General features: G+C 53.2%; 15 protein-coding genes. 8 read left to right on the forward strand and 7 right to left on the reverse strand.

Features of this window, described 5'->3' with window-relative positions; genetic code table 11:
- Nucleotides 1–37 precede the first annotated feature (37 nt).
- Genes HOY33_RS04275 through HOY33_RS04285 form a run of 3 tightly spaced genes read right to left on the reverse strand, consistent with a single transcriptional unit; the run spans nt 38 to nt 2061 of the window.
- Complete coding sequence (locus tag HOY33_RS04275) at nt 38–1294, reverse strand: PTS ascorbate transporter subunit IIC (protein ID WP_172288952.1); 1257 nt, start codon at nt 1292–1294, stop codon at nt 38–40.
- Nucleotides 1295–1306: 12 nt separating this feature from the next.
- Complete coding sequence (locus HOY33_RS04280) at nt 1307–1594, reverse strand: PTS sugar transporter subunit IIB (RefSeq protein ID WP_172288954.1); 288 nt, start codon at nt 1592–1594, stop codon at nt 1307–1309.
- A 23-nt stretch (nt 1595–1617) separates the two neighbouring features.
- Entirely contained in the window at nt 1618–2061 is a 444-nt protein-coding gene (locus HOY33_RS04285; RefSeq protein WP_172288956.1) for a PTS sugar transporter subunit IIA, read from the reverse strand.
- 187 nt (nt 2062–2248) lie between these two features.
- Between HOY33_RS04285 and HOY33_RS04290 the strand changes: the two genes are divergently transcribed.
- The gene (locus HOY33_RS04290) at nt 2249–3316 is read left to right on the forward strand and encodes a LacI family DNA-binding transcriptional regulator (protein WP_371734377.1); all 1068 of its coding nucleotides are present in this window, start codon (nt 2249–2251) and stop codon (nt 3314–3316) included.
- A gap of 58 nt (nt 3317–3374) precedes the next feature.
- Here the strand turns inward: HOY33_RS04290 and pta are convergent, their stop codons facing one another.
- Both pta and ackA read right to left on the reverse strand, forming a co-directional pair.
- Entirely contained in the window at nt 3375–5513 is a 2139-nt protein-coding gene (pta, locus tag HOY33_RS04295; protein ID WP_172288960.1) for a phosphate acetyltransferase, read from the reverse strand.
- Between the two features lie 74 nt (nt 5514–5587).
- Nucleotides 5588–6790 carry an acetate kinase gene (gene ackA / locus HOY33_RS04300; RefSeq protein WP_172288962.1) on the reverse strand — a complete coding sequence of 401 codons (1203 nt, stop codon included), beginning with the start codon at nt 6788–6790 and terminating at the stop codon, nt 5588–5590.
- Nucleotides 6791–7231: 441 nt separating this feature from the next.
- Between ackA and yfbV the strand changes: the two genes are divergently transcribed.
- From yfbV to HOY33_RS04320, 4 genes are all read left to right on the forward strand, one after another.
- Nucleotides 7232–7687 (forward strand): terminus macrodomain insulation protein YfbV, encoded by a 456-nt coding sequence (gene yfbV, locus HOY33_RS04305; RefSeq protein WP_172288964.1) that lies wholly within the window; start codon nt 7232–7234, stop codon nt 7685–7687.
- Between the two features lie 162 nt (nt 7688–7849).
- Nucleotides 7850–8344 (forward strand): YfbU family protein, encoded by a 495-nt coding sequence (locus HOY33_RS04310; RefSeq protein ID WP_172288966.1) that lies wholly within the window; start codon nt 7850–7852, stop codon nt 8342–8344.
- A gap of 21 nt (nt 8345–8365) precedes the next feature.
- Nucleotides 8366–9022, forward strand: a complete 657-nt coding sequence (locus tag HOY33_RS04315) for a sugar phosphatase (RefSeq protein WP_172288968.1) — start codon at nt 8366–8368, stop codon at nt 9020–9022.
- Nucleotides 9023–9213: 191 nt separating this feature from the next.
- A complete protein-coding gene (locus tag HOY33_RS04320) occupies nt 9214–11046 on the forward strand; it encodes an SLC13 family permease (RefSeq protein ID WP_172288970.1) in 1833 nt (610 codons plus the stop codon).
- Between the two features lie 47 nt (nt 11047–11093).
- Here HOY33_RS04320 and yfbR read toward each other — a convergent pair whose 3' ends face one another.
- Nucleotides 11094–11693, reverse strand: coding sequence for a 5'-deoxynucleotidase (yfbR, locus tag HOY33_RS04325; RefSeq protein ID WP_172288972.1), 600 nt, complete (start codon nt 11691–11693; stop codon nt 11094–11096).
- 116 nt (nt 11694–11809) lie between these two features.
- Nucleotides 11810–13024: a pyridoxal phosphate-dependent aminotransferase gene (locus HOY33_RS04330; protein ID WP_172288974.1), complete on the reverse strand. Its 1215-nt coding sequence runs from the start codon at nt 13022–13024 to the stop codon at nt 11810–11812.
- A gap of 507 nt (nt 13025–13531) precedes the next feature.
- Here HOY33_RS04330 and lrhA point away from each other — a divergent pair.
- The 3 genes from lrhA to HOY33_RS04345 all read left to right on the forward strand — a co-directional run bounded on the left by lrhA (nt 13532) and on the right by HOY33_RS04345 (nt 16252).
- Nucleotides 13532–14485, forward strand: a complete 954-nt coding sequence (gene lrhA / locus HOY33_RS04335) for a transcriptional regulator LrhA (protein WP_172288976.1) — start codon at nt 13532–13534, stop codon at nt 14483–14485.
- A gap of 635 nt (nt 14486–15120) precedes the next feature.
- Nucleotides 15121–15561, forward strand: a complete 441-nt coding sequence (locus tag HOY33_RS04340) for an NADH-quinone oxidoreductase subunit A (protein WP_172288978.1) — start codon at nt 15121–15123, stop codon at nt 15559–15561.
- Between the two features lie 16 nt (nt 15562–15577).
- Nucleotides 15578–16252: an NADH-quinone oxidoreductase subunit B family protein gene (locus tag HOY33_RS04345; protein ID WP_172288980.1), complete on the forward strand. Its 675-nt coding sequence runs from the start codon at nt 15578–15580 to the stop codon at nt 16250–16252.
- Nucleotides 16253–16320 lie beyond the last annotated feature (68 nt).

Raw genomic sequence — 16320 nt, forward strand, 5'->3', positions numbered from 1 at the left:
GTCGCAAAAAACGCGCTGCCGTCGGCAGCGCGTATGCTTAACGTACAATGATACCCAGCAGGATCCCCAGCGCGCCGAAGTCCGCATCGCTGAACGTGGTGTTGGCGAAACCGATTTCTCCCAGTACCGGCAGCAGGAATACCGGCAGAAAGGTAATCAGCAGACCTTGAGCAAAGGCGCCGAGAATCGCCCCGCGGCGTCCGCCGGTGGCATTACCGAATACGCCCGCGGCGGCGCCGACAAAGAAGTGCGGAACGACGCCGGGAATAATAACCGTCATGTCGAGCAGGTACAGCGCGAACATGCCGAGAATGCCGGCGGCAAAGCTGCTGAGAAAACCGACCAGCACCGCGTTTGGCGCATAGGGAAACACCACCGGGCAATCAAGCGCCGGTTTGGCATTGGGCACCAGCCGGTCGGAAATGCCTTTAAATGCCGGTACGATTTCGGCAATCACCATGCGCACACCCTGCAAAATGATATAGACGCCCGCCGCAAAGGTAATCGACTGGATAAGCGAGAACATCAGCCAGTTTTTGCCGCCGCTGATGCTCCTGACGAATTCCGGCCCGGCGAACAGGCAGGTCACAATGAAGATAATGCTCATGGTGAAGGCGATGGCGACCGGCGTATCCCGCAGGAACAGCAGGCTTTTCGGTACGTTCATATCTTCAGTCGAATGCGCTTTGTTGCCGAACTTGCTGCCGATAAAGCCAGACAGAACGTAGGATAGCGTCGAAAAATGGCCGATCGCCACCTCGTCGGAACCGGTGACTTTTTTCATGTACGGGTGCGCAATCGCCGGAAAGAACACCATCGCTGCGCCAACCACCACCGATCCGATGGCAATAAGCGTCACGCCGGATATACCCGCGGTAGCCAGGATAACCGCCACCATCATCGACATGAACAGCGTATGGTGTCCGGTCAGGAAGATGAACTTCCACGGCGTGAAACGGGCGATCAGAATGTTAATCACCATGGCGAAGAACATGATCATGGCCATCTCTTTGCCAAAGCTTTTCTGCGCGACCGAGACGATCGCCTCGTTGTTCGGCACTACGCCCTGAATGCCAAACGCGTGCTGGAAGATAGCGGCAAAGTCGCCCAGCGAGGCCACGACCAGACCGGCGCCCGCCCCGAGGATAAGAAAGCCCATAACGGTTTTGACCGTACCTTTAATACATTCGGTAACGGGTTTTTTCTGGGCAATAAGACCAATCAGCGCGATCAGACCGACCAGAATCGACGGCTCGGACAGCACGTCGCTCATCAAAAAACGAAAGAAATCCATACTGACCTCCGGTTACAGGGCGCCCAATTCGCTAAGCGCCACGGACAAACGTGCTTTCATGGCGTTTTTGTCGATCATGTTGTCAAGCGAGACGATTTTTCCGCTGACGGATTGGGCAGCCAGCTGTTCCGCAATGTCTTTGGTGCCGACAAAGATGTCGCTTGGCGTGCCTTTGGCCGAGCCCAGATCCACATGGTCAACCTCGGCGCTGACCCCCAAATCCCGCAGGATGGTTTTAATGCTCATTTCCATCATCAGGCTGGTGCCTAAACCGTTACCGCAAACGACGGTGATTTTCATTTTATTTACTCCGGAGCAGGTAATTAATAGCGTGCGACGATCGCAAGAATTTCTTGCGGGCTGTTGGCTTGCATGATGGCGGCGGTATCGGCGCTGTTGTCGAATAACGCCGCCAGTTGTGAAATCGTGTCGATATGGCTGTGACTGTCGGCCGCGGCCAACACCACCAGCAGCCTGACGGGATCGTTCTCGCCCGCGGCAAAATCAACCCCATTGCGGATCACCGTCAGACTCAATGCCTGGCGGTTCACCCCTTCTTCCGGCCGCGCGTGCGGCATGGCGATGCCGGGGCCAATCACGTAATACGGGCCGATCGCCTGGTGCGAGCGGTAGATAGCCTCCAGGTAACGAGGTTCGATGGCATGATTATCGATGAGCGGTTGACAGGAAACGGCCACGGCGCTGCGCCAATCCTCCACGCGATCAATCAGTTGGATCACATCTGGCGTTAACAGATCTTTTAACATTTATGTTTCTCTCTCTTTACGTCATGCCGCAGAGCGTAGTGGCTTTATCGGCCGATTAATGTGAGCTACTTCTCACTTGGTAGCGCTAACTGATAGCGCTACCAAATTATGTGATAGCACTATCATTAACGGCGTGATGATCTTGGACGTTGGCGGTTACAATAGGAATAATATAGGTTATCCAACGATGAAGGCGCGGCGGAGTACGATGTCGGAAACAGGGAATACCAGAATGGAAAAATTGCGTAAACGCCGCACCACCGGGCGGGTTACTCTTCAGGATGTGGCAAATTACGCCGGCGTTGGCATGATGACCGTCTCCCGCGCGCTGAGAACACCGGAACAGGTGTCGGATAAGCTGCGTGAGAAAATAGAGCAGGCCGTGGAGTCTTTGGGCTACATTCCCAATCGCGCGGCGGGGGCGCTGGCTTCCGGCTACAGCAACACTGTCGCCGTGCTGCTCCCTTCGCTGGCCGACCAGGCCAGCTCGACGTTTATGCAATCATTGCAACTGGTGCTTAACCGTAACAATTACCAACTGTTGCTGGGCTGTCATGATTACAACCAGCAGCACGAAGCCAGCATTCTTGGCACCTTGCTACAGAATAATCCCGACGCGCTGGTGGTTTTTGGATCACAGCTTACCGACGGCACCTGGCAGTCCATTGAACGGGCATCGGTGCCGACCTTGAATATCGCCGGCGCCGGTAACCAGAACGCCAGCCTGACCCTCAGCGTTGATTTCTCTGCCGCCGCGGGAGAGTTAACCCGGCATTTGCTGGCGCGGGGATATAAGAATATCGGTTACGTCTGTGCGCATATGGATAACCGCCTGCAACGACAACAGTTGAACGGCTGGCATAAAGCCATGTTGCAAGGCTATCAGAATGCCGATCTGGTGGTGGCGACGCCTGACGCCTCCAGCATGCAGTTTGGCCGTCATGCCCTGACGGAACTGCTGCTCAGGCAGCCGGAGCTGGATGCGCTGGTTTGCAGCCATGAAGATATTGCGCTCGGGTTATTGTTCGAGTGTCAGCGCCGATTGATCAAAGTGCCCGGAAATCTGGCGATAGCCTGTCTGGACGGCAGCGAAAACTGCGATCAAACCTATCCGGTATTGACGTCGGTACGGGTGGATTATGAAAAAATGGGCCGGGAGACGGGGAAACTGCTGACAGCCGCGCTGAGTGAAGGCGTAAAAGAGCCGGTCAGTCGTCTGTTCGGTTATCGATTCGAACCTGGCGCCAGCAGTTAAGGCAGGGCGCCATTCTTCCAGCCTCCGCGGTCGAAACCAGGGAGGCTGGGGGCAACCATTAAAGCTGGGTAGCCTGAATCGCCGTCAGCGCGACGGTGTAAACGATATCGTCCACCAGCGCGCCGCGAGACAGATCGTTAACCGGCTTGCGCATACCTTGCAGCATTGGCCCGATGGAGATCAGGTTGGCTGAACGCTGCACCGCTTTGTAGGTGGTGTTGCCGGTGTTCAGATCAGGGAAGATGAACACCGTCGCTTTACCCGCAACCGGCGAATTCGGCGCTTTGGAGAGCGCCACGTCAGCCATGATCGCCGCGTCGTATTGCAGTGGGCCATCAATGACCAGATCGGGACGTTTTTCCTGTGCCAAACGGGTTGCTTCACGCACTTTTTCCACATCGCTGCCGGCGCCGGAGTTCCCCGTGGAGTAAGAGATCATCGCCACGCGCGGATCGATGCCGAAAGCGGTGGCCGAGTCGGCGGACTGGATGGCGATTTCCGCCAACTGCTCGGCGGTCGGATCCGGATTGATGGCGCAGTCGCCGTAAACCAGAACCTGTTCAGGCAGCAGCATAAAGAATACGGAAGAGACCAGCGAACTGCCCGGCGCGGTTTTAATCAACTGTAGCGGCGGACGGATGGTATTGGCGGTGGTGTGAACCGCGCCCGAAACCAGGCCGTCAACTTCGCCTTGTTCCAGCATCAGCGTGCCCAGCACAACGTTGTCTTCCAGTTGTTCGCGGGCAACCACTTCGGTCATGCCTTTGTTCTTACGCAGTTCAACCAGACGCGGAACATAACGTTCACGCACCGCTATCGGATCAACGATCTCAATGCCTTTACCCAGTTCTACGCCCTGAGCGGCGGCAACACGCTGGATTTCTTCCGGGTCGCCCAGCAGCACACAGTGGGCAATACCCCGCTCGGCGCAGATAGACGCGGCTTTCACCGTACGCGGCTCATCGCCTTCCGGCAGAACAATACGCTTGCCCGCCTTACGCGCCAGTTCCGTCAACTGATAACGGAATGCCGGTGGAGACAGACGGCGTGAGCGTTCGGATTCAGCGCTCAGTGATTCAATCCACTGGGGATCAATGTGGCGCGCCACGTATTCCTGCACTTTTTCCACCCGTTGGTGGTCATCCGCCGGCACTTCAAGATTGAAGCTTTGCAGGCTGAGAGAGGTCTGCCAGGTGTTGGTCTTGACCATAAACACCGGCAGACCGGTCTGGAATGCCCGTTCGCACAGCTTGCTGATACTGGGATCCATTTCATAGCCGCCGGTCAACAGCAGGGCGCCGATTTCCACGCCGTTCATGGCGGCCAGACAGGCGGCGACCAGCACGTCCGGACGGTCGGCGGAGGTGACCAGCAGAGAGCCGGGGCGGAAATGTTCCAGCATGTGAGGAATACTGCGCGCGCAGAAAGTAACCGATTTAACACGGCGCGTCTGGATGTCGCCCGCGTTGATAATGCGGGCATCCAGATGCTTCGCCATATCAATGGCGCGGGTGGCGATCAGATCGAAGCTCCATGGAATGCTGCCCAGCACCGGCAACGGGCTGTTGGCGAACAGTTGCTTAGGATCGATATTCGCCACGCTGGCTTTGGAGGAGTCATCAAAGATTTCGGACAAGTCCGGGCGGGTGCGGCCTTGCTCATCGACAGGCGCATTCAGCTTGTTGATGATTACGCCGGTGATATTTTTATTTTTGCTGCCGCCGAAGCTGGAACGGGCCAGTTCGATACGCTCTTTCAACTGATCCGGGGAATCGTTGCCCAGCGAGATCACGAAGACGATTTCGGCATTCAGGGTTTTGGCGATTTCATAGTTCAGCGAATTGGCGAACTGATGTTTGCGGGTTGGAACCAAACCTTCAACCAGAACCACTTCCGCATCTTTGGTATTTTCATGGTAGCGGGCAATGATCTCTTCCATCAACACGTCTTGCTGATTGGAACTCAGCAAGGCTTCCACGTGGCTCATGGCCAGCGGTTCAGCCGCGGTGATGGATGAATTGGCACGGATAATGGTGGTGGTCTGGTCGGGCGTATTGTCGCCGGCGCGAGGCTGAGCGATGGGTTTGAACACGCTCAGGCGTACGCCTTTTTGTTCCATGGAACGAATGACACCCAGGCTGACGCTAGTCAAGCCGACGCTGGTGCCGGTTGGGATCAACATGATTGTACGGGACACGGCTGAACCTCTTCACGGTTGCTCGTTAGTCAAAAGCAACTCCGCCAGCCTGAGCTGACGGAGTTGGGAGTTGTTTACGCGGTCAGACGGAGGGCGTCTTGCGCGATCACCAATTCTTCATTGGTTGGAATTACCAGCGCCGGGCGGCTGCCGTCTTTAGCGATGTTGCCGCCTTTACCAAAGCGAGCGGCCAGATTGCGTTCATGATCGACGTCAAAGCCCAGCAGACCCAACTTGTTCAGCGTCAGTTCACGCACCATCGCGGCGTTTTCACCGATACCGCCGGTAAAGATTACCGCATCCAGACGACCTTCCATCAGCGCGCTGTATGCGCCGATGTACTTGGCCAGACGATGGCAATAAACGTCCATTGCCCGCTTGGCATCGGCTTTGGTCGCATAGTTGTCTTCAACATAGCGGCAGTCGCTGGTGACTTCGGTCAAACCCAGCAGGCCGGACTCTTTGGTCAGCAGGGTATTGATTTGCGCCACGCTCATGCCCAGCGAGTCATGCAGGTGGAAGACGATCGCCGGATCGATATCGCCGCTGCGGGTGCCCATCACCAGGCCTTCCAGCGGGGTCAGCCCCATGGACGTATCAACGCACTTACCGTTGCGTACCGCGGTAACGGAACCGCCGTTGCCCAGATGGCAGGTGATAATGTTCAGCTCATCTACCGGCTTGTTCAGCACTTCAGCAGCCTGTTGGGTCACAAAGTAGTGGCTGGTGCCGTGCGCGCCGTAACGGCGAACATGGTGGTCTTTATACAATTTGTACGGCAGGGCATAAAGATAAGACTCTTCCGGCATGGTCTGATGGAACGCGGTATCGAATACAGCCACGTTTTTATCGGCCAGGTTCGGGAATGATTTCAATGCTTCTGCAATGCCGATCAGGTGCGCCGGGTTATGCAGAGGTGCAAAAGGTACGGAATCTTTGATACCCTGGAGGACTTCGTCATTGATGACGGCTGATTGAGTGAATTTCTCACCGCCGTGGACAATACGATGGCCAATAGCAACCAACTGAGCGGACAGCTCGGGTTTTTGGGCAAGAATGGTATTAACGATGAAGTTCAGCGCCTCGCTGTGAGCTGCGCCAGCACCCAGAGCGGCTTCCTGTTTAGCACCATCCATTTTCCATTTGATACGCGCTTCAGGAAGGTGGAAACACTCGGCCAGACCAGACAGGTATTCTTCCCCGTTAACAGCATCGATGATGGCGAACTTCAGGGATGAACTACCACAGTTAAGAACCAGTACTAACTTACTCGACATGGAAGTACCTACTTGTTATACATTTGTTATGCATGGTTAAAAAAACGCCGAACAGAACGTAGCGTATCGCATATCGCCGTTGGCATTTATGATTAACATCATACCCTGGTGTGATACACCTGACATGACGGTGAAAAAGTGCCGATTTTATCAAGTATTGTTATACCGCATACGCAGTATAATGACACGACACTGGCCTTATGAAGCTCGCGATTTAATTAAAGCAATGCATCAACGTTAATGGCTTGTTGACAGCGCTTGTTTGGTCGTGGGAAATATATCCCTGGGTATAGTCATACTGCGTGAGTATGAGGCGGCTAAAAGGCCGAACTAGGATACCGATAGCGTTCGGCAAACACAAAATATATTTTAATCCTCTCAAATTGAGTTGTTGATTTGTGCAAAAGTTTTATTTTTTATCTGTAAAGTTGAGGTGTGACTATGGCAACGAAACCTAGCGGTCGAATCAGTTGGCTACAGTTACTCCAGCGTGGGCAGCACTATATGAAAACCTGGCCCACGGATAAGCGTCTGGCCCCGGTGTTCCCTGAAAACCGGGTGGCGCGCGCGACTCAGTTTGGGGTCAGGATTATGCCTCCGCTGGCGGTGTTTACCCTGACGTGGCAGATCGCGCTCGGCGGGCAGTTGGGGCCCGCCATCGCCACCGCGCTCTTTGCCTGTAGCCTGCCGATGCAGGGCTTATGGTGGCTGGGGCGTCGTTCCGTTACTCCTTTACCTCCCACGTTATTGCAGTGGTTTCATGATATTCGTCATAAGCTGCTTGAGTCCGGTCTGGCGCTTGCTCCGCTGGAGGAAACGCCGACTTATCAGACGTTGGCGGATGTGCTGAAGCGCGCTTTTAAACAGCTCGACAAAACATTTCTGGACGATCTGTGATCTTCATCAGACGAATGAAAGGTGAAATGCTATTTTGCCTTTCCTGCTGTTTTAAATCAAAAAATCGAGCGCTGCTGCTACCGTGATACGATTCAGTATGCGACTCTGCTTTCAATATAATAGCGATCGGCAGTATGCCGGAATAAGGTTCAGGAGAGCACCATGGAAATGACGAATGCCCAGAGATTGATCCTTTCGAATCAATATAAAATGATGACGATGCTGGATCCGGACAACGCTGAGCGTTATCGCCGGCTGCAAACCATTATTGAGCGCGGGTATGGTTTACAAATGCGTGAGTTGGATCGTGAATTCGGCGATCTGAGTGAAGAGGTTTGCCGCACGATTATCAATATCATGGAAATGCACCATGCCTTGCAGGTGTCCTGGGGAAATCTGAAAGACAAGCAGGATCTGGATGAACGCCGTCTGACCTTTCTGGGCTTCGATGCCGCGACGGAAGCGCGTTACCTCGGGTTCGTGCGCTTTATGGTGCATGTGGAAGGGCGTTACCCGCATTTCGATTCAGGCACGCACGGTTTTAATGCCCAGACTAAAATGTGGGATAAATATGGCAGGATGCTGACTATCTGGCAGTCTTGTCCGCGTCAGTATCATTTGAGCGCGGTCGAAATCGCACAAATTATCAACGCCTGATTCATCGCCGAGGAGCTGTTTGTGGAGTGCAAAGGTTTTCTGTTCGATTTGGATGGTACGCTGGTCGATTCATTGCCTGCCGTGGAGCGATCGTGGATTGACTGGGCGAAAGCGCACGGTATCGAACCGCAAGAGGTTCTCGATTTTATTCATGGCAAGCAGGCCATTACCTCTCTGCGCCACTTCCTCAAAGGGCAAACAGAGGAATTTATCCAGCGAGAATTCGATGCGCTGGAAAAAATAGAGGCGACGGATACCCAGGGCATTGTCGCCATGCCCGGAGCGAAAGCGCTGCTGGAACGGCTGGATGAACTGGGTATTCCCTGGGCGATCGTCACCTCCGGCACGGTGCCTATCGCCAGCGCCCGTCATCGGGCCGGCGGATTGCCCGCGCCGAAAGCCTTTATTACAGCGGAGCAGGTCGCCAAGGGTAAACCATGTCCTGACGCCTATTTATTAGGGGCGCAGCAGTTAGGCCTCAAACCCGGGGAGTGCGTCGTCGTCGAGGATGCGCCCGCCGGGGTGTTATCGGGACTGTCGGCTGGCTGTCAGGTTATCGCGGTAAAGGCGCCGGCTGATACGCCGAAGCTGGATCAGGTCGATCTGATTTTAGATTCGCTGACGCAATTGCGGATAGCCCCGTCGCCTGACGGCGCCCGGATTATCCTTACCCGATAGATCGCTATAACTGATTGATAAAAGTATGACTAAATATGATCAAACCTCGCATCTGCGAGGTTTTTTTATGGCAGACTGTCTTAGTCCATCACGACTTCAGGCCGCCGCTGCGCAGCGTTAAACATGTTCCGCATTTTTGCTGCGGCCTGTATTACACCTATCATGACTACTTTTCCATCAGGGGAACCGTTTTGAATAGCGAACTTCTCTGGGTTTTATCCCTGTTGCTGATCGCCATTGTGTTGTTTACCACCAATAAATTACGCATGGATGTTGTGGCACTCCTGGTCATTATCGCTTTTGTGCTGAGCGGGACATTGACGTTGCCTGAGGCGCTGGTCGGTTTCAGCGATCCTAATGTTATTCTGATCGCGGCCCTGTTTGTTATTGGCGAAGGTCTGGTGCGTACCGGCGTGGCTTACCAGGTCGGCGACTGGCTGGTGCGGGCCGCCGGCAGCAGCGAAATAAAAATGCTGGTGCTGCTGATGGTCACTGTCGCGCTGTTGGGTGCATTCATGAGTTCAACCGGCGTGGTGGCTATCTTTATTCCGGTGGTGCTCAGCGTGTCGGCCCGCATGAAGACCTCTCCGGCCCGACTGATGATGCCGCTGAGTTTCGCCGGGTTGATTAGCGGGATGATGACGTTGGTTGCCACGCCGCCCAACATGGTGGTGAGCAGCGAACTGGTGCGGGAAGGTATCGACGGGTTTGGTTTTTTCAGTATGACGCCGATTGGCGCCGTGGTGCTGTTGATCGGCGTGGCTTATATGATGGTGGCGCGCTATTGGCTTAGCGACGCCGGAACGGAGACAACCAAAGATACCTGGAAAAGAAGAACCTTCCGCGATCTTATCCGCGATTACAAACTGACGGGCAGGGCTCGTCGTTTGGCGATCCGCCCCGGTTCTCCTTTTATTGGTCACCGGCTTGATGACCTTCGGCTGCGTCAGCGCTATGGCGCGAATATCGTCGGGATTGAGCGCTGGCGCAAATTCCGGCGCGTGATGGTCAGCGTGGCGGGAAATACGGAGCTGCGGCTGAATGATGTCCTGCTGATTGATATGTCCACCTCAGACGTGGATTTACGCGAGTTCTGCGCCTCGCAGCGTCTGGAGCCGATGGTGCTGCGCGGCGAGTATTTTTCCGAGCAGGCGCGGGACGTGGGGATGGCCGAAGTTTCCCTGATCCCCGACTCCGAGCTTTTGGGGAAAACCCTTTACGATGTCGGCTTTCGCAGCCGCTATGGTCTTTCCGTGGTGGGCATCCGGCGTAACGGTGAGGCGATGGACGGGATCCTGGCTGACGAACAGCTTCAACTGGGGGATATTCTGCTGGTTATCGGCGACTGGCGAATGATTCGGCAGTTGCATACGCAAAAAAATGACTTTCTGCTGCTTAATTTGCCCGCTGAAGTGGACGACGTGGCGCCGGCCGTCAGTCAGGCCCCCCATGCGTTATTCTGCCTGACGTTGATGGTGGCGATGATGCTGACTGATGAAATTCCCAATGCCGTTGCGGCGCTGATTGCATGCTTATTAATGGGCAAATTCCGCTGCATCGATATGGAAGGGGCTTACCGCGCCATTCACTGGCCCAGCATCATCCTGATTGTGGGGATGATGCCGTTCGCGCTGGCATTGCAGCAAACCGGCGGCGTAGCGTTGATCGTCAATGGGCTTATGGATGTGGCGGGCGGCTCCGGGCCGCATGTCATGTTGGTGTGCCTGTTTATCCTGTGCGCCGTTATCGGCCTGTTTATCTCGAACACCGCGACAGCGGTGCTGATGGCGCCGATTGCGATTGCCGCGGCGAAACAGATGGGCGTTTCGCCTTATCCTTTCGCCATGATCATTGCGATTGCGGCTTCCGCGGCTTTTATGACGCCGGTGTCGTCACCGGTGAATACGCTGGTGTTGGGGCCGGGAGGATATAAGTTCGGCGACTTTGTGCGTATCGGCGTGCCATTTACGGTATTGGTGATGATCGTCAGCGTGGTGATGGTGCCGTGGATTTATCCATTCTGATCCGCACAGACCTGATCCGCACAAACAATGTCAGCTTTCGATAAGCGTTACAGCGGCGAGTCCTGGCTGATTTCGTCCAGCGATAAACTGAAACTGGGGATGAATACGGTCATAAAGTAATCCATCTCCGGGCTTTGGCGCTGCCGTAATGTTTTTTCCAGCCGGGCTTTGGCCAAGGTGAATTCCGTGTTGCCCGCCGACAGTTCTTCCAGACATTTCAGATAGGCGCACAGCGCGTCGGCCTGCTTGACGATCGCCCGCTCATCTTCGCTCATGTGTTGCTCGTCCAATAGAGATTGATAATCCGGGCGTAATTCGGGCGGCAGCATATCGATCAGTTTCTGGCGGGCTATCTTTTCGATTTTCTTATATTCATGGGCGATCTGCGCATTGTAATACTTGATGGGGGTCGGCATGTCTCCCGTCAGGACTTCGCTGGCGTCGTGGTACATCGCCAGCAGCGCGATTCGCTCGGCGTTCATGTTGCCGTTGAACTTACGGTTTTTAATCACCGCCAGCGCGTGAGCGACAAAAGCGACCTGAAGACTGTGCTCGGATACGTTTTCTGTGCGGACGTTACGCATCAGCGGCCAGCGGCTGATGAGTTTCAGGCGGGATAAATGGGCAAAAAAGTGACTCTGATTCATGACAATCTCTCAGACTACAGCACGATGGGGATCCATTGTGGTCACATGGCGGGGATTATGCAAACATCATGAAATGGCGTCGTCGGGCTGCTACGCCCGACGACCAGACGGCTTATTTATTGACGGTAGCCTTCAAGAAAACGGCCCAGTTTGTGCACTGCCATATCCAACTCATCAACGCGGGGCAGGGTGACGATGCGAACGTGATCCGGGTAAGGCCAGTTGAATGCCGTGCCCTGAACCAGCAATACTTTTTCCTGTAAAAGAAGATCCAGAACCAATTTCTGGTCGTCATGAATATTGAAGCGTTTGGCATCAATACGCGGGAACATATAGAGCGCGCCGCTGGGTTTGACGCAGGACACCCCCGGGATCTGGTTGAGCAATTCCCAGGCGCGATTACGCTGTTCATACAAACGTCCGCCGGGTTGAATGAACTCGCTGATGCTTTGATAACCGCCAATCGCGGTCTGAATGGCATGCTGCATCGGCACGTTGGCGCACAGGCGCATCGATGCCAGCATTTCCAATCCTTCGATATAGCCTTTGGCGTGTTTTTTCGGCCCGTTCAGCACCATCCACCCCTGACGGAAACCGGCGACACGATAGGTTTTCGATAATCCGTTAAACGTCACGGTAAGCAGATCCGGCGCCAGCGCGGCGATCGAGTGGTGTTGGGCATCGTCGTACAGGATTTTATCGTAGATTTCGTCGGCGAAAATGATCAGGCCGTGTTCACGGGCAATCGCCACGATTTCCAGCAGCAACTCCTTGCTGTACACCGCGCCTGTCGGGTTATTGGGATTGATAATGACAATCCCGCGGGTGCGCGGCGTGATTTTATTACGAATGTCATCCAGATCGGGAAACCAGCCTGCGGCTTCATCGCACAGGTAATGTACGGCATTGCCGTTGGATAGCGAGACGGCCGCCGTCCATAGCGGATAGTCCGGGGCGGGAACCAGCATCTCGTCGCCCGTATTCAGCAACGCCTGCATGGATTGCACGATCAATTCAGAAACACCGTTGCCGATATACACGTCTTCGACGGTCATATCGCGCATATCTCTGGCCTGATAGTGCTGTACGATGGCTTTACGCGCGGAATAGAGACCCTTTGAATCGCAATAGCCCTGCGCCGTCGGTAAGTTGCGGATCACATCGACCAGAATTTCATCAGGGGCATCGAAACCAAAAGGCGCTGGGTTGCCGATGTTCAGCTTAAGAACTTTATTACCTTCTTCTTCAAGACGTTTGGCTTCCTTGAGGACCGGACCACGGATGTCGTAACAGACGTTCTCCAGCTTTTGGGATTTTTCAATCGGAGACATAAATATCACAAACCTTTTGCGGGAAAAGCGTATTCCTGTGTGGAATAGCATAACCGGCTTAATGTACTCCTCCTGTGATACCTTTTGAAGAATGATTATCGCTTTCTCTGCAAATTATTACGCTGATACACTATGATGAAGAGGTGTTAATCGGGGAGAGATAGGGTAGATGGAAGTTCTGATTTTTGGTCACGCAGTAAACTTTTTACCTATGAAAATAGATTCCTTGTTATTTGAAATAAGCGAAAGTGGTTTATTTTGCAGAATAAAAAAAGATACGCTGATTTTCACCGGATTAAGAATTTAAAAATCAAGGGGGGTAATCGCTTAAAATAACGGTGGCTCATCAATTGAAAAGGCGATTGTGGTAACGAAACATAAGTATTTTTTTGCCCTTATCGTGCGTCTGCGATAGTGTCTTTAAAGTGTATGGGTTGTAACCGATACATGTAATAAAACACCAGGAATGTTTTTGTTAAAAATTAAAATAGATAAGTGATGAATCGTATGACCAACGCAAATCGACCAGTACTTAATCTCGATCTTGACCTATTAAGAACGTTTGTCGCCGTTGCAGATTTGAACACTTTTGCAGCCGCTGCTGTTGCTGTACGTCGGACACAATCGGCCGTCAGCCAACAAATGCAACGTTTAGAGCAACTCATCGGAAAGGAGCTGTTTGCCCGCCACGGGCGCAACAAGCTGCTGACTGAACATGGTATCCAGTTTTTGGGATACGCCAGGAAAATATTACAATTCAATGATGAAGCATGTACGTCATTAATATATAGCGATATTCAGGGGACGCTCACCATTGGCGCCTCCGATGATACCGCTGACACCATTCTTCCTTATATTTTGCACCGGGCAACATCGGTGTTTCCTAAATTATCGATAGCCGTTAGCGTGAAGCGTAGTGCGGAAATGTTGGAGATGCTACATCAAGGGAATATTGATCTGGTGATTACCACGATGAACAGTATGGAATTTCCTCATGTGCTATTAAGAACGTCGCCAACGCTATGGTATTGCGCCGCGGATTATCAATTCAGGCCGGAAGAACCCGTCTCGCTGGTGGTATTGGACGAGCCCAGTCCTTTCCGCTCGCTGGCGCTGGAGCATCTCACTGCGGCGGGGATCCCCTGGCGGATTTCTTACGTGGCTTCAACGCTGTCGGCCGTCCGTGCGGCCGTTAAGGCGGGCCTGGGCGTGACCGTTCGTTCGGTTGAGATGATGAGCCCGGAGCTAAGGGTTCTGGGCGAGGAGGATGGCTTGCCAAGACTGCCGGAAACTCGCTATTTTCTGTGCAAGAACCCAAATCATGAAAATGAACTGGTAACAGCGATTTTTAATGTGATTGGGTCAGGCAATAACGCATACGTGCCGACAAAGGGCGCCGCCTTGAGTCGCCATGGTGATGATGCCACGCCGCCGGATCCTTCTCTGAAGGATGCAGTGTAATTGAGCGATAAGTGAAACATTATTCGGGCTGAAGGATGCGGCCCGCATAATGATTTATTTTATTGCGTTTAAGCAAACGCACTTCCCTCTGGTTAGTTCCTCTTCCTCTGCAAGTTCAGTAAGCCGCCTGCAAATCGTCGTAGCTTTGCCAATTTTATGAAATGACAGTTCTTTTTTTTTAAACTCGCCGTGTAAAAACAACCGTCGGACATCGGGCCGGAAGCGCCAATTTTTTTACTAACTAAATGCTTAAAAATGTGTGCTGGATCAAAAAATAACCCTAATAACCTTATGGGGGGAACAGGCATCCGTTGTGAAAATGGTATAGTAGCCGCGTTAACCTGAGTTGCCGATGCTCACAGTTTGTTAATCCAGAGTGAACACTGACTCGATTTAGCCGGCGATAGGGCAGTGAATGTTAACAAAATCGTGTGCATGTAAACTGATATACTGTTATTTTTAGTAAGGTTGAAAAAAGGTTACAAAATTAGGGGCTCAACCATATGAACGCTGGTTACCTGACACGTTTCCGTGCTTTTTATGTGGTTATTAATCCTTCCTTTTAATCGATGTGGTGCATAGCTGCCGAAGAAGAGCAGATGTTACTAACCACTTTTGATGAGTAAGCAAAGAGTATGTCAACAACTACTGAAGTCCTCGCCCATCATTGGGCATTTGCGCTATTCCTTATCATCGCCGTGGGCCTGTGCGGCTTTATGCTGGCGGGGGGATTTTTGCTCGGTGGTAGAGCAAAGGCCAGAGCGAAAAACACCCCTTACGAATCCGGGATCGACGCCGTCGGTTCAGCGCGTTTGCGCCTGTCTGCCAAATTTTACCTGGTCGCCATGTTTTTCGTTATTTTCGATGTTGAAGCCTTATACCTCTATGCCTGGGCCGTTTCCATCAGAGAAAGCGGCTGGATTGGCTTCATCGAAGCAAGCATTTTCATTTTGGTGCTGTTGGCTGGTTTGATCTATCTAGTGCGAATCGGGGCGTTGGACTGGACTCCCGCGCGTTCCAAGAGACAGGTCGTTAAATCAGACATCGTAAACATCACCAACAATCATCAGCAGTAACAGCGAGGCATTTAAGATGGACTATACGCTCACCCGCATAGAGCCGGACGGTGAGAATGACCGTTATCCCCTGCAACGGCAGGAGATCGTTTCCGACCCTCTGGAGCAGCATGTTCACCGCAGTGTCTATATGGGCAAGCTGGAGCATGCGCTTCACGATACGGTGAACTGGGGGCGCAAAAACTCCCTTTGGCCCTATAACTTCGGTCTTTCCTGTTGCTATGTTGAAATGGTGACGTCGTTTACCGCGGTGCATGACGTTGCGCGTTTCGGTTCTGAAGTATTGCGCGCGTCTCCGCGCCAGGCCGACTTTATGGTGGTGGCGGGAACCTGCTTTACCAAAATGGCGCCGGTTATCCAACGTTTGTACGAGCAGATGCTGGAACCCAAATGGGTTATCTCCATGGGCGCCTGCGCCAACTCCGGCGGTATGTACGACATTTACTCCGTTGTTCAGGGCGTAGATAAATTCCTGCCCGTCGACGTCTATATCCCGGGTTGTCCGCCGCGTCCTGAAGCCTATATGCAAGCGCTGTTACTATTAAAAGAATCCATTGGTAAAGAGCGTCGCCCTCTGTCATGGGTGGTGGGAGAACAGGGCGTCTACCGCGCCAACATGCAATCCGAGCGGGAACGCAAACGCGCTGAGCGCATCGCAGTGACCAACCTGCGTTCGCCCGATGAGATTTGACCTGTAAATGATGAATACGCCGGTCGCGTAATATCACGATAAGAGTATGCGGCCGCCATCGAATACAG

This window comes from Brenneria sp. hezel4-2-4 (assembly GCF_013155275.1).
Classification (GTDB): Bacteria; Pseudomonadota; Gammaproteobacteria; order Enterobacterales; family Enterobacteriaceae; genus Brenneria.

Bases quoted from the DNA above. Each gene is read 5' to 3' on its own strand.
- HOY33_RS04275 (WP_172288952.1), bottom strand. From the start codon at position 1,294: ATGGATTTCTTTCGTTTTTTGATGAGCGACGTGCTGTCCGAGCCGTCG.
- HOY33_RS04280 (WP_172288954.1), bottom strand. From the start codon at position 1,594: ATGAAAATCACCGTCGTTTGCGGTAACGGTTTAGGCACCAGCCTGATG.
- HOY33_RS04285 (WP_172288956.1), bottom strand. From the start codon at position 2,061: ATGTTAAAAGATCTGTTAACGCCAGATGTGATCCAACTGATTGATCGC.
- HOY33_RS04290 (WP_371734377.1), top strand. From the start codon at position 2,249: ATGAAGGCGCGGCGGAGTACGATGTCGGAAACAGGGAATACCAGAATG.
- ackA (WP_172288962.1), bottom strand. From the start codon at position 6,790: ATGTCGAGTAAGTTAGTACTGGTTCTTAACTGTGGTAGTTCATCCCTG.
- yfbV (WP_172288964.1), top strand. From the start codon at position 7,232: ATGGCAACGAAACCTAGCGGTCGAATCAGTTGGCTACAGTTACTCCAG.
- HOY33_RS04310 (WP_172288966.1), top strand. From the start codon at position 7,850: ATGGAAATGACGAATGCCCAGAGATTGATCCTTTCGAATCAATATAAA.
- yfbR (WP_172288972.1), bottom strand. From the start codon at position 11,693: ATGAATCAGAGTCACTTTTTTGCCCATTTATCCCGCCTGAAACTCATC.
- HOY33_RS04330 (WP_172288974.1), bottom strand. From the start codon at position 13,024: ATGTCTCCGATTGAAAAATCCCAAAAGCTGGAGAACGTCTGTTACGAC.
- lrhA (WP_172288976.1), top strand. From the start codon at position 13,532: ATGACCAACGCAAATCGACCAGTACTTAATCTCGATCTTGACCTATTA.
- HOY33_RS04340 (WP_172288978.1), top strand. From the start codon at position 15,121: ATGTCAACAACTACTGAAGTCCTCGCCCATCATTGGGCATTTGCGCTA.
- HOY33_RS04345 (WP_172288980.1), top strand. From the start codon at position 15,578: ATGGACTATACGCTCACCCGCATAGAGCCGGACGGTGAGAATGACCGT.